The sequence below is a fragment of the Streptomyces sp. NPDC051907 genome (assembly GCF_040681075.1).
Lineage (GTDB): Bacteria > Actinomycetota > Actinomycetes > Streptomycetales > Streptomycetaceae > Streptomyces.
Window position 1 is genome coordinate 1 of sequence record NZ_JBFAYB010000091.1, and the last position, 12,652, is coordinate 12,652.

Annotated in this window: 12 protein-coding genes; 8 read left to right on the plus strand and 4 right to left on the minus strand. The window is 74.1% G+C overall.

Annotation, left to right across the window (positions count from 1 at the left end):
- Positions 1 to 105: 105 nt before the first annotated feature.
- Positions 106 to 696 carry an NAD(P)H-dependent oxidoreductase gene (locus tag AB0M39_RS33025; protein WP_365370298.1) on the minus strand — a complete coding sequence of 197 codons (591 nt, stop codon included), beginning with the start codon at positions 694 to 696 and terminating at the stop codon, positions 106 to 108.
- Between the two features lie 90 nt (positions 697 to 786).
- Between AB0M39_RS33025 and AB0M39_RS33030 the strand changes: the two genes are divergently transcribed.
- From AB0M39_RS33030 to AB0M39_RS33045, 4 genes are all read left to right on the plus strand, one after another.
- A complete protein-coding gene (locus tag AB0M39_RS33030; RefSeq protein ID WP_365370300.1) occupies positions 787 to 1,515 on the plus strand; it encodes a TetR/AcrR family transcriptional regulator in 729 nt (242 codons plus the stop codon).
- Between the two features lie 316 nt (positions 1,516 to 1,831).
- Positions 1,832 to 2,059 carry a hypothetical protein gene (locus AB0M39_RS33035; RefSeq protein WP_365370302.1) on the plus strand — a complete coding sequence of 76 codons (228 nt, stop codon included), beginning with the start codon at positions 1,832 to 1,834 and terminating at the stop codon, positions 2,057 to 2,059.
- Positions 2,060 to 2,109: 50 nt separating this feature from the next.
- Complete coding sequence (locus AB0M39_RS33040) at positions 2,110 to 4,410, plus strand: heavy metal translocating P-type ATPase (RefSeq protein WP_365370354.1); 2,301 nt, start codon at positions 2,110 to 2,112, stop codon at positions 4,408 to 4,410.
- Positions 4,407 to 4,913 (plus strand): copper chaperone PCu(A)C, encoded by a 507-nt coding sequence (locus tag AB0M39_RS33045; RefSeq protein WP_365370304.1) that lies wholly within the window; start codon positions 4,407 to 4,409, stop codon positions 4,911 to 4,913. The genes AB0M39_RS33040 and AB0M39_RS33045 overlap by 4 nt, the downstream gene beginning before the upstream one ends.
- A 671-nt stretch (positions 4,914 to 5,584) precedes the next feature.
- Here the strand turns inward: AB0M39_RS33045 and AB0M39_RS33050 are convergent.
- A complete protein-coding gene (locus AB0M39_RS33050; protein WP_365370356.1) occupies positions 5,585 to 6,745 on the minus strand; it encodes a sulfite oxidase in 1,161 nt (386 codons plus the stop codon).
- Positions 6,746 to 6,842: 97 nt separating this feature from the next.
- On the opposite strand from AB0M39_RS33050, the gene AB0M39_RS33055 reads away from it, so the two are divergent.
- From AB0M39_RS33055 to AB0M39_RS33065, 3 genes are all read left to right on the plus strand, one after another.
- Positions 6,843 to 8,228, plus strand: a complete 1,386-nt coding sequence (locus tag AB0M39_RS33055; RefSeq protein ID WP_365370306.1) for an FAD-binding oxidoreductase — start codon at positions 6,843 to 6,845, stop codon at positions 8,226 to 8,228.
- A 122-nt stretch (positions 8,229 to 8,350) separates the two neighbouring features.
- Positions 8,351 to 9,238: a sigma factor gene (locus AB0M39_RS33060; RefSeq protein WP_365370308.1), complete on the plus strand. Its 888-nt coding sequence runs from the start codon at positions 8,351 to 8,353 to the stop codon at positions 9,236 to 9,238.
- Between the two features lie 345 nt (positions 9,239 to 9,583).
- Complete coding sequence (locus tag AB0M39_RS33065; RefSeq protein ID WP_365370310.1) at positions 9,584 to 10,957, plus strand: hypothetical protein; 1,374 nt, start codon at positions 9,584 to 9,586, stop codon at positions 10,955 to 10,957.
- An 85-nt stretch (positions 10,958 to 11,042) separates the two neighbouring features.
- Here the strand turns inward: AB0M39_RS33065 and AB0M39_RS33070 are convergent, their stop codons facing one another.
- Both AB0M39_RS33070 and AB0M39_RS33075 read right to left on the minus strand, forming a co-directional pair.
- Positions 11,043 to 11,498 carry a VOC family protein gene (locus AB0M39_RS33070; protein ID WP_365370312.1) on the minus strand — a complete coding sequence of 152 codons (456 nt, stop codon included), beginning with the start codon at positions 11,496 to 11,498 and terminating at the stop codon, positions 11,043 to 11,045.
- 95 nt (positions 11,499 to 11,593) lie between these two features.
- On the minus strand, positions 11,594 to 11,773 hold the full coding sequence (locus tag AB0M39_RS33075; protein ID WP_365370314.1) for a hypothetical protein: 180 nt from the start codon (positions 11,771 to 11,773) through the stop codon (positions 11,594 to 11,596).
- Positions 11,774 to 11,885: 112 nt separating this feature from the next.
- On the opposite strand from AB0M39_RS33075, the gene AB0M39_RS33080 reads away from it, so the two are divergent.
- Positions 11,886 to 12,551, plus strand: a complete 666-nt coding sequence (locus AB0M39_RS33080; protein ID WP_365370316.1) for a TetR/AcrR family transcriptional regulator — start codon at positions 11,886 to 11,888, stop codon at positions 12,549 to 12,551.
- Positions 12,552 to 12,652: the final 101 nt, after the last annotated feature.

A 12,652-nucleotide genomic window follows, 5' to 3' on the forward strand; every position in this document is an offset into this window, starting at 1 on the left:
CCGTGTCCGCGCGGATCGCCTCCCCGTCCCTCGCCCGGCCCGCGAAGCGCGCGACCCCGTCCCTCGCCGCGTCCCCCTTCACCCAGTGCCCCGCTTCCCCGGCGCTCACGCGGCGTACGGACGCGTGGCCTTGGCGTCCCGCAGCGCGTGTGCCCACCAGGCGAGCTGGTCCAGCATCGTCTTGGCCGCCGCGTCGCTCGCCGGGTCCGTCGTCTTGCCGTCGGCGTCGAACTTCGACCAGCCGCCCGGGAAGCAGACGCTCTCGCGGATCGTGGTCGCGTTCAGCTCGGCGAAGACCAGGCGCAGCTGCTCGACCGCGCGCAGACCGCCGGAGACCCCGCCGTACGAGACGAAGCCGACCGGCTTGGCGTGCCACTCCTTGTTGTGCCAGTCGATCGCGTTCTTCAGCGAGGCCGGGAAGCTGTGGTTGTACTCGGGCGTCACCACGACGAAGGCGTCCGCCGCGGCCAGCCGGGGCGAGACGGCGCCCAGCAGCTCCTCGACGCCCGCGGCCGGCGGCTGCCCGAAGGCCGGGAAGACGGTGGGCAGGGGCGTGGCCGCCAGGTCGACGAGGTCGGCGGTCATGTCGTCGCGCTGCTCGACGTGGTCGAGCGCCCACTGGGCGACGACGGGGCCGAAGCGCCCCTCCCGGGTGCTGCCGACGATCAGCGCGATGTGCAACGGGCTCTGGGCCATGGGAAGTCCCCCTGTTGTGTACGTCGTATTCGCTGCGGATACAACGTACACACAGCTGTGTACGTTGTCTACTGGGGATACGATGTACGCATGACCCAGCAGAAGAAGGCCGGCGAGTCCCTGTGGGAGCGGCTGTCCCGCCCCGCGCCCGCACCCCGTGCGTCGCTCTCCCCGGAGCGGATCGCCGAGGAGGCGGTCGCCCTCGCGGACGCCGAGGGCCTCGACGCCGTCACCATGCGACGGCTCGCCACCGCGCTCGGCGTCGCGCCCATGGCCGCGTACCGCTATGTCTCCGGCAAGGAGGACCTGCTCCAGCTGATGGTCGACCGGGTCTACGGCGAGCTGGAGATGCCCGAGGAGGGCGGAGGCTGGCGCGACGCCATGCGCGCGCTGGCCGTGGGCACCCGCGCCCTGATGCTCCGCCACCCCTGGCTCGGGCGGCTCTCCTCGCCGCAGGCCGTGCTCGCCCTCACCCCGAACCGGATGGCCGTCTCCGACCGGGCGCTCGCCGCGCTCGACGGCCTCGGCCTCGACGCCGACACGACCATGGCGGTCTTCCGCACGGTCGCTGCGTACGCGACCGGCACCGCGCACGCCGAGATCGCCTGGCGCCAGCTGCTCGAGGGCGAGGGCTGGGAGGACGGCCACGACGCCCGGTCCGGCCTGGCGCCGCAGATGACATGGCTCATGGGCACCGGCCGCTATCCGCACTTCCAGCGGTATCTGGTCGAGGCGACCCGCAAGGACGACCCGCAGTGGCAGTTCGACAGCGGGCTGGAGGCCGTGCTGGAGGGGATCGCCGCCAGGCTCGGCATCTGAGACCGGCCGTCGGCCGGCGCCGGACGGCCGCCGTCCTCGAGAGCCGCTGGGGCGCGGGCGGAGCCGCCGCGGTGCTCCGCGCGTGCCGCCGGGGGCGGCGAGGAGGGGCGGCCGGCGTCGGCGTCGCGTACGGAAGCCCAGTTCAGGGCCGCCTTCGCGGTCTTGCACCGGTACGGTGTCCGGGCTCGGCGGGGCCGGGAGTGGGGCGGCTGGGCAGTCGGGGCGGAGGCATCATGGGTTCCCGAGGGGCGCCCCGGTCTTTCTCACAACTACGGGGGATGCGAGGGCAGTTGATACCCCCGTACGGTATTGATCCATGAGGACTACAGGGATACCCGTCCCCCCGGCTCTGGTGGGGTTCGTGCTCCTGGTGCTCGCGCTGGCGGCCGTCTCGTACGCGGTGGGACGTGTGGCCGGCCCGGTGGCGCCGGGGCTGCACCGCGTGGAGGAGCCTGGACGCTCCGGCCCCGGCGAGATGGACGACATGCCGGGGATGGACCACGGGATGCGCTCGACGCAGGGGATACGGGTGGTGGTCCGGTGAACGACCTGCCGACCGCCGAACTCCCCACGACCGACCTGCTGATCGGCGGCATGACCTGCGCCGCCTGTGTGAACCGGGTGGAGAAGAAGCTCAACCGGGTCGAGGGCGTGAGCGCCACCGTCAACCTGGCCACCGGCATGGCGCGGATCGCCCATCCGCCCGAGGTGTCGACGGACGAGCTGATCGCGACCGTGGAACGGGCCGGGTACACCGCCGAGTTGCCCGCCCGCGAGCCCGATCCGGACGCGGACGACGGGGAGGGCGACGGCGAAGGCTCAGGCGCGGAAGGCTCCGGCGCGGACGGTACCGGCGGGGACGGCTCCCGCGCGGACCGCGACCGGCTCGTCCTCACTGCGGTGCTCGCCGTTCCGGTCGTCGTCCTGTCCATGGTCCCCGCCCTGCAGTTCGACTACTGGCAGTGGCTCTGCTTCACCCTCGCCGCACCGGTCGTCGTCTGGAGCTCCCAGCCCTTCCACGCCCGTGCGCTCGCGGGCCTGCGCCACGCCACCGCCACCATGGACACCCTCGTCTCGCTCGGCGTCGTCGCGTCCTTCCTCTGGTCCGTGTACGCCCTCTACTTCGGCGGCGCGGGCGACCCCGGCATGCGGATGCCGTTCAGCTGGCTGCCCAGCGCGGAGGGAGGCGCCGCGCATCTGTATCTGGAGGCCGCCGTCGGCGTCCCCCTCTTCGTGCTCGCCGGGCGCCATCTGGAGGCGCGCGCCAAGCACGGCACCGGATCGGCGCTCCGCGCGCTGGCCGAACTGGGGGCCAAGGAGGTGGAGCTGCGGGCGGACGGCCGCCGGATACCCGTCTCCCGGCTGCGTACCGGGCAGGAGTTCATGGTCCGGCCAGGCGAGAAGGTCGCCACCGACGGCGTGGTCGTCGAGGGCAGCTCGGCCCTCGACCTCTCCCTGGTCACCGGCGAGTCGACGCCGGTGGAGGTCGGCCCCGGCTTCCCCGTCGTCGGCGCCGCGGTCAACTCCGGCGGGCTGCTCGTCGTCCGCGCGACCGCCGTCGGCGCGGACACCCAGCTCGCCCGCATCACCCAGCTCGTCACGGACGCCCAGGCGGGCAAGGCGCGCATCCAGCGCCTCGCCGACGCCATCGCGGGCGTCTTCGTGCCGGCCATCGTGACGGTCGCGGCGTGCGTGCTCGGCTTCTGGCTCGGCGCGGGCGCGGACCCGGAGGCGGCCGTCACCGCGGCGGTCGCCGTCCTGGTGGTGGCCTGCCCGTGCGCCCTCGGCCTGGCCACGCCCACCGCGTTCCTGGCGGCCACCGGGCGCGGCGCGCAGCTCGGCGTACTGATCAAGGACCCCGGCGCGCTGGAGCGGCTGCGGCGGGTGGACACGGCGGTCTTCGACAAGACGGGCACGCTCACCACCGGCCGGATGACGGTCGCCGCGACCACCGTGACGCCGGACGGCCCCGACGCGGCGACGGTGCTGCGGCTGGCGGCGGCGGTGGAGTACGGCTCCGAGCACCCCATCGGCCGGGCCGTGGCGGCCGCGGCCCGCGCGGAGCACGGAGTCGCGACCCTGCCCGAGGTGAGCGGCTTCCGGGCGGTGCAGGGCGAGGGCGTGCAGGGGACCGTGGAGGGACGGCATGTGTGCGTACGCAGCCCACGCGTCGCCGTCCCGCTGCCGGACGCGCTGGCCAGCGCGCTGCTGAAGGCCGAGTCGGCCGCGCACACGGCCGTCGTCGTCGAGCTCGACGCCCAGCCGGTCGCCCTGCTGGCCGTCGGAGACACGCTGCGGCCCTCCAGCGGCGCCGCGGTGACCAAGCTCAAGCGCCTGGGCATCGAGCCGATCCTGGTGACCGGCGACGGGCCGGCCGCAGCGCGGGCGGTGGCGCGCGACCTGGGCATCGCCACCGTGCACGCGAGCGTCGCCCCACAGGGCAAGTCGGAGCTGGTGGCCGAACTGCGGGCGGAGGGACGCCATGTCGCCGTCATCGGCGACGGCGTGAACGACGCGGCCGCCCTCGCCGCGGCCGACCTCGGCATCGCGATGGGCAGCGGCACGGACGCGGCGATCGGGGCGGCGGACGTCACTCTCGTACGGGAGGACATGGCCGCGGTCGTCGAGGCGGTGCTGCTGACCCGGCGCACGCTCGCGGTGATCCGGGCGAACCTCGTCTGGGCGTTCGGCTACAACGTGGTCACCGTGCCGCTGGCGGCGACGGGGTGGCTGAACCCGATGTTCGCCGCGCTGGCCATGTCGGCGAGCTCGGTCCTGGTCGTCGGCAACAGCCTGCGGCTGCGGACGCCGGACCGGCCGGGCGGCCGGGCCCGGGGCGGGAGCCGGAGCGCGGCCGGGGAACGGGACCTGCGGCGGACGGGAGTCCTGCGATGAACCCTCTGTCGGCACGGGCCGCGGCCATCCTGGTGCCCGCGGGCGCCTGCGCGGTGACGCTGGCGCTGCTCTTCGCCTACGTCCGCAGCGGCGCGGCCGGAGCGCCCCCTGCCGAGGTCACGGTCACCCGCGCCCGCGTCGTCCAGCCCCTGGAGGCCCGGGACACGGTGGCGTACCTGGACCTCCGCAACACCGGCGGCACGGACGCCACCTTGACCTCGGTCTCGTCGCCCGGGCTCGGGGGCTCCACGATGATGCTGTCGCGGGACGTCGAGACGGACGGGGCGGGCCGGATGAAGGCGATCCCGTCCCTGACGATCCCGGCGGGATCGGACGTGAAGATGTCCCCGTCGGTGGCGGACGTGATGATCGAGGACCCGCCGCGGTGGCGGCTGGGCGAGAAGGTGGAGTTCGTGCTCAGATTCCTCGACGGCACGACGCTGACGACGACAGCGGAGGTGGTCCTGCCGAGCGCGGGCCCGAGCTCGGGCACTCCTGGCTGACGCGGCCGGGGTCAGCGAGGTGCTGGGCGACCTGGCGGGTCCGGGCCAGGCGCGGGGCCTGGCTCCTGGCGGAACTCCGGACGGCCTGGCGGATCCGGACCGAGTACGGGCACCGTGGCGGACCTTGCGGCTACCTGGCTCGGGACCCCGAGCTGCTGGCTTGGCCGGGGTCCCCGAGCTGCTGGCCGACCTGGTCGGGCTCCCAGCCGAGCCCCAGGCGGTCTGGCCGCGTCCGGCCCGGGCGTGGGCGATGTGGCCGAGCTTCCGACTGGCCTGGCTCGGGTGCCGAGCTGCTGGCCGGCCTGGTCGGGCTCAAGCGGAACTCCGGGCGGCCTGGCGGGGTCCAGGCGGCTCCGGGCCGAGCCCCGAGCGGCCTAGCCGCGTCCGGGCCGGGCGCGGTCCAGCTCCCGGCGGAGGCTCCGGGTGGCCTGACCTGGCCTGGCCAGGTCCGGGCCATGCAAGGAACCGTGGCCCGGCTTCTGGCTGACATCGCCCAGGTCCCCCAGCTGTCAGCCGACCTGGCCGGGCTCCGGGCCGGGCGCGGTCCAGCTCCTAGCGGAGGTTGCGGGCGGCATGACCTGGCCGGGTCCGGAGGCCGAGTCCTAGCAGAGGCTCCCCGAGCTGCCGGCCGACCTCACCGAGGTCCCAGCCGAGCCCCTTACCGCGCCCCGCTAGCCCCGCCCCCTACCCCCCGCGCCGGCAGGCGAAGACCGCGTCTCCGGCAGGCACCACACGCTCACCCTTTGCACCAGGTTGTTGGCGAACCCGCCGCGGTTCCATGGCTGTTCGAGCGGCTGTTCGTTGCCGTCGGCGTCTCGCGCCCGGGCGCCGAGCACGTGATGGCCCGGCTCGGCGTCCCAGTACGCCTCCCAGCGTCGCCACGCCCACTCGTGACCGTCGGTCGCCGCCAGCTCGGCCGGGCGCCAGTCGTCGCCGGTGCTCACCTCGACGTCGGTCACCGGCGCGTGGCCCGACCAGGCGCGGCCCTCCAGGCGTACGCGCCCCGGGCGCACCACGCGGGCGCGGGACATGAACTCCGGGAAGCCGGGCGGGATCATCAGGGCGCGCGGCGCGATCCTGGTGACCGGCTCGCCGGGCTCGTCGGCCGACTGCCGCACGCGGTAGGCGACATGCTGCTGGAAGCCGGCGAAGGGCGCGTCGACGACCTCGATGTCGCGCAGCCACTTCACATGCGCCATGCCGTACCACCCGGGGACGACCAGCCGGAGCGGGAAGCCGTGCTGCGGGGGCAGCGGCCGGCCGTTCATCTCGTACGCCACGAGGACCTCGGGATCCTGCCCCATGGCCACCGCCAACGGCAGACTGCGCTGGTAGTCCTGCTCGACGCCCCGCTCCAGGCCGTGGTCCGCCCCGGTGAACACCGTCTCGACGGCGTCGCCCGCCACCCCCGCCTCGGCGAGGAGCCAGCGCAGCGGCACGCCGGTCCACTCGGCGGTGCCCACGGCCTCGACCAGCCAGGGCTGGCTCACCGGGCGGGGCGTCAGCCGGGCCCGGCCGTTGCCCGCGCACTCCATGGTCACGCGGTGGACGATCGCGGGGTACGACCGCAGCGCGCGCAGGTCCAGGGTCAGCTCAGTGCCCACCCGGCCGCGCACGGTCAGCCGCCATGCGTCGGGGTCGGCTGCGGGGATGTCGTAGTGGACGAGCACGTAGTGCAGGCCGACGGGGGTCAGGTCGTAGCGCAGAGCCTCCAGCGGCAGCCCGTGGTTGCGGGCCGCGAGCGCGAGTTCCTCCAGGCTGATGCCCTCGCCGAGGGCCGCGACGCGACCCGGCGCGCTGACATCGCCGAGGCCGTCGACGCCGGTGTCCATGACGTCCATGGTGCTCCTGTGCCGGGCCCCCGGCACCCCGATTGCGGGCCCCGGCGCACGGCGGGACGCTGGAAGTGACCCCTGTCAGGAGATCGCCATGGACGGCTCGACGCTGGAGGCGATGCGGACCACGCTGCGCGGTCCGGTCATCGGCCCCGAAGACTCGGAGTACAACGAGACCCGCAAGGTCTACAACGCGATGATCGATCGCCGCCCGGCCGCGATCGTGCAGTGCGCGGACGCGGCCGATGTGATGGCCGCGGTCGATCTCGTACGCGACTACGGCCTCGACATCGGCGTGTGCGGCGGCGGCCACAGCGGCCCCGCCCTCGGCCTGCTGGACGACGGGGTCACGATCGATCTGTCGCCCATGCGCTGGGTGCGCGTGGACCCCACGGCCCGTACCGCCATGGTCGGCGGCGGCGCCCAGCTCCGCGACCTCGACCACGCGGCCCACGGATTCGGCCTGGCCACGCCCGCCGGCATCATGTCGACGACGGGCGTCGGAGGCCTGACCCTGGGCGGCGGCCACGGCCACCTCACCCGCCGGTTCGGCCTGACCGCGGACAACCTGCTGTCCGCGGACGTCGTGCTCGCCGACGGCGGGTTCGTCACGGCGAGCGAGTCGGAGAACCAGGACCTGTTCTGGGCGCTGCGGGGCGGCGGCGGGAACTTCGGCGTGGTCACCTCCTTCACCCTGCGAATGCACCCGGTCCACACCGTGGGCGTCGCCGTCACCGTCTGGCCGGTCGACGCCACGCGCGAAGTGCTGCGCTGGTACCGCGAGTTCCTGCCGGCCGCCCCGGTGGAGCTGAACGGCTTCTACGCCACGCTGGTCGTGCCGCCGGGCCCGCCCTTCCCCGAGGAGATCCACGGGCAGAAGATGTGCGGCGTGGTGTGGTGCTGGACGGGCGACCTGGCGGCGCTCGGCGAGGTCCTCGCCCCGGTGAACGAGCCGGGCCTGCCGGCCTTCCACTTCACGGCCCCCATGCCGTACCCCGCGCTGCAGTCCATGTTCGACGAGCTGATCCCCAAGGGGCTGCAGTGGTACTGGCGCGGTGACTTCTTCGACCGGATCACCGACGAGGCCGTGGACGTGCACCTCAAGTACGGCGAGAACATCCCGACCGACCTGTCGACCATGCACCTCTACCCCGTCGACGGAGCGGCGGGCAGGGTCGGCAAGGACGAGACGGCGTGGGCCTACCGCGACGCGGTCTGGTCCGGAGTGATCGCCGGCATCGACCCCGACCCGTCGAACGCCGAGCTGATCAGGCAGTGGGCCGTGGACTACTGGGAGGAGCTGCACCCGTACTCCATGGGCGGCTCGTATGTGAACTTCCTCGGAGCGGGGGAGGGCCAGGACAGGGTGCGGGCGACGTACAGCGACCACTACGACCGGCTGGCGGACATCAAGCGGAAGTACGACCCGAAGAACTTCTTCCGCGGGAACCAGAACATCGCGCCGGCGGGCGGCGGCTAGCCCCTGGAGGGCGGGTCGGCTCCGCTCGGTCTCCGGTCTCCGGTCTCCGGTCTCCGTCTCCCGTCGCCTCCGCTGGGCGTCATGGCTCAGGCACGTGACCCGGCGAACGGAGACGAGCAGCCGTGGACGACGAACAGGTCCTCGAGGAGCGCTTCGAGGCCCACCGCGCCCATCTGCGGTCCGTGGCCTACCGGATGCTCGGCTCGGCCGGCGAGGCCGAGGACGCCGTACGGGAGGCCTGGCTGCGGGCCGGCCGGGTCGGCGCCGACCACGTCGAGGACATCGGCGGCCGGCTCACCGCGGTCGTCGCGCGCGTATGCCTCGAGGTGCTGCGCTCGCGCGGGACCCGACGCGAGGCCCCGTTCGACGACGAAGCCGACGCAGCCGCCGCCCCGCGCGGCGCCCCGCACCCGTTGGCCCCGACCGACCCCGAGCGGGAGGCGATGCTCGCCGACTCCGTGGGGCTCGCCCTCCTCGTCGTACTGGACACGCTCTCGCCCGCCGAGCGGCTGGCCTTCGTCCTGCACGACATGTTCGCCGTGCCCTTCGACGAGATCGCGCCCATCGCGGAGTGCTCCCCCGCCGAGGCCCGGCAGCTCGCCGACCGCGCCCGGCGGCGCGTGCGGGGCGCCGTGCCGGACCGCGAGACCGATGTGACCGTGCAGCGGGCGGTCGTCGAGGCGTTCCTCGCGGCCTCGCGCGGCGGCGACGTCCCGGCGCTGCTCGCCCTGCTCGCCCCGGGCGTCGTCCTGCGCGTCGACAGCGCGGCCGTGCTGGCCGGGGCGGGGGACGCGCGGGGCGCGGCGGCGGTGGCCGAGGCGTTCGCGGGCCGCGCCCAGGCCGCCCGGCCCGCCCTGGTCGAGGGCGCGCCCGGACTGGTCTGGGCGCCGGGCGCAGAGCCGCGGGCCGTCCTCGCGTTCACCGTCGCCCATGGACAGATCACCGCGATCGAGCTCCTCGCCGACCCCGAGCGGCTGGCCGCGCTCGACCTGGAGATCCTCGGCGACTGACGAGGCGGGGGCGGGACCGCGCCGGCGGCGGACGGGACCCGCCCGGATGCAGAGTCCCTGTGGACGGTGATGCGTACGGGTCATTCCGCCATCGTCGAGGCGTTCGCACGATCCGGGACGCTCCCCGCCGTATGCCCCCCGCGGCAAAGCCGCAGCGCCCGGCGACCGCCGCCGCCACGGCCGTGACGTGCGGTCATCCGGTTTCGGTCAGACCGCTCGCCGCGCCCGTCCGGCGCGCCGGCGGAGCAGCGTGCGGCCCGGCGCCCGGGGGTAGGACCTGCGAGCGCTGGAACCAGGGGCAGGACCTGCGAGCGCTGGAACGCTGACCCACCAGGAGGCAGTGACGTGGCACAGGCAAAGGCACAGGCACACGGACGGGCCCAGCAGGAGGAACCCAGGATCGACGTCGAGCCGGGCCCCTGGGCGGGCGGGACCGCGCTCAACACGGCCCAGTCCGCGGAGCTGTGCGGCAAGCTGCCCAAGGGACCGTGGTTAGGGATGCCGTTACGGGGGTCCGGCGAGCCGCCTCGCCGGCCGGACGCGGAGTGGGAGCTGACCGGATCCCGGCCGTACCTGGGCCGCTTCGCGACCGGACGCGCGGCGGTGTATCTGAGCCCGTCGCACACCGCCCTCACCCGGCCGATGATCTTCGCGGACGGGTTCGGCCACGGCCGCAGCGATCTGCCCGCCCTGTGGGACCACTTCAACAGGCCGTACGGAGATTCCGGTCAGCGCTTTCTGGACCAGCTGCTCGGCATGGGCGTCGACGTGATCCTGCTGGGCTTCGACGCCCGCCACACCTACGTCCAGGCCAACGCGGGCGTGGCGATCTCCTGCATCGAGCGGGCCAAGGACGAGCGCCGCGGCGCCCGCCCCCTGATCGTCGGCGGCGTCAGCACGGGCGGGCTGATCACGCGGTACGCGCTGGCGGAGCTGGAGTCCGTCGGCGTCGACCACCAGACCGAGACGTATCTGTCGTACGACACCCCGCACAACGGCGCGTGGACCCCGCTGATCCTCCAGCAGCTGGCGCATTTCTTCGACGCGGTGCTCCAGCCCCCGGAGGGCGGGGCGCGCCAGTCCCAGCTGCTGCGGAGCGCGGCGGCCCAGCAGCTGCTCTGGGGCTGGGCGGAGAGCGCCGAGTACTCCGGCCCCCTCGCCACGGCCAGCCCGCTGCGGAGGCAGCTGCTCGCCGACCTCCGGGACGTCGGCGGCTTCCCGAGCCGCCCGCTGAAGCTGGGCGTGGCCAACGGCACGGGCGACGGACTGGGGCGCGAACTGACGCCGGGGCGCACGGCGTTCGAGTGGGAGTGGCCGGGCGTGGCGAGCGCGGCGGCCGTGATCCAGCCGGACCGGGGCCGGCGGATGGAGGTCGGCCATATGGCGGCCGGCGGGAACCAGGTGCGGAGCTTCACCAGCGGCGTGCCGCCGTTCGACGGAGCGCCCGGCGGCACGCTCAAGACGTTCGGGCTGCTGGCGGAGGCGCTCCAGACCCCGATCGCGGAGGCGTACCGCAGGAGCTGCTTCGTGCCGTCGTCGAGCGCGGTCGCGCTGGACGCCGACGAGCACGGCTGGCCGTCCGACCTGTACGCGCGTCTGGAGGCGTTGAGCCCGGGCCGGTTCGCGCTGCACGACTTCGCGTGCGACGGCGAGAACACGGAGCACGGCTCGGTGTCGGCGCCGCTCGTGGAGTGGATCCTGGCGAGGCTCGCGAAGTAGCGGCGGACCGCGCGGCGAGGGCCCCGACCGGGTTGGCGGATTCCCGGGTCGGGGCCTTCGTCGCCGCCTCGTCGTGCCGGGCAGGCTACTCGGCCCAGAAGACGCCGGCGGAGCTGGCGGAGTTGTCGGAGCCGGCGGAGCCGGCAGAGCTGTCGGGGGCCGTCGGGGCGACCCATTCGACGAGCTGGACGACGACGCCGTTGGGGTCGGTCATCTGGAAGAGGTGCTCGCCCCAGGGCTCTTCGCGCAGGGGCATGGTGATGGGAGCGCCCTCCGCGCGCAGACGGGCCTCCTCCGCCGCGAGGTCGGTGACGGTGAGCGCCAGGATCAGACCGGCCGCCTGCTGGTCGCGCTGCTCGGGCGGGAGGACGTCGATGCCCCGGCGGAGCAGCACGATGTCGACGGCCGCGTCCTCGCGGGTCAGGGAGACGAAGCCGTCGGCGGCCGTGGCCACCTGGTAGCCGAGGTGGGCGGTGAGGAACTCGCGGGACGCGTCCACGTCGGCGACGGTCAGGGCGAGGGTGGAGGCAGAGACGTTCACGGCGGCTCCTTGGCGGGTGACGGGCGGCGGCTGTGGCGGTGCGGGGGCTACGGGTCGGCGCTGTGATGCGGCGGGGGCCGACCGGCGGTCGGCGGTCAGTAGGTGCGACGCGGCGCCTGGACCCGGGGGCGTACGGCCGTCGTACGGGGGCCGGTGCGCGGCAGTTCGCGGACCAGCGGCTGAGCGGCCGGGCCCGTCCCGGCGCCATACGCGGCGGCGGACTTCACGGTGTCGAGCCTGGCGGTGTCGAGCTTCGCGGTGTCGAGCTTTCGCATGCGCGGCTTCTTCCCTTGGGTTTATCGGGGCTATTTTTACAACGGGCGTAACTTTACGCACGATGCATGTGATGCGTCAAGCGTATTTTTGCTACGGGTGTAAGATTCCCTCATGGGTATCGAGAACATGGGGCTCCGCGAGTCCAAGAAGCAGGAGACCAGGCAGCTGATCTCCGACCACGCCACCAGGCTCTTCATGGAGCAGGGCTTCGAGCAGACGACCATCGCCGAGATCGCCGCCGTGGCCCGGGTCGCCAAGAAGACGGTCACCAACTACTTCCCGCGCAAGGAGGATCTGGCCCTGGACCACCAGGAGGAGTTCGCCACGACCCTGGCCCGCGCGGTCGCCGACCGGGCCCCGGGGGAGTCGCCGCTCGCCGCGCTGCGGCGGGAGTTCGAGACCGTCCTCCAGGAGCGCAGCCCCGTCGCGGGCTTCGCGGGCCCGGAGTTCTCCCGGATGATCGCCGACAGCCCCACCCTGACCGCCCGCGTGCGCGACCTGCACGACCAGCGGGAGGCCGCCCTCGCCGCGGCGCTGGCGGACGCGGCTCCCACCCCCGCCGACGCCCCCACCCCCGCCGACGCCCAAGCCATCGCCCCCGCCGCGGCCGCCGCCCTCCTCGCGGCCGCCCACCGCCTGCTGTTCCAGCGGATCCAGGACCTCACGCTCGCCGGGGAGTCCAACGACCGGATCGCGGCCGTCCTCGCCCCGGAGGCCGCGTACGTCTTCGACCTCCTCGAGACCGGCCTCGCAGGCCCCTTGGCCTCGGAGAGCTGATCCGGCGCCCCGGCGCCTCCCCACTGCGTGCCTGGTCAGGGCTTTACCCGGGCACGACAAGTAGGTGATGCTGAACCGGCGTTGGCCCCCTGGGGCCGCGA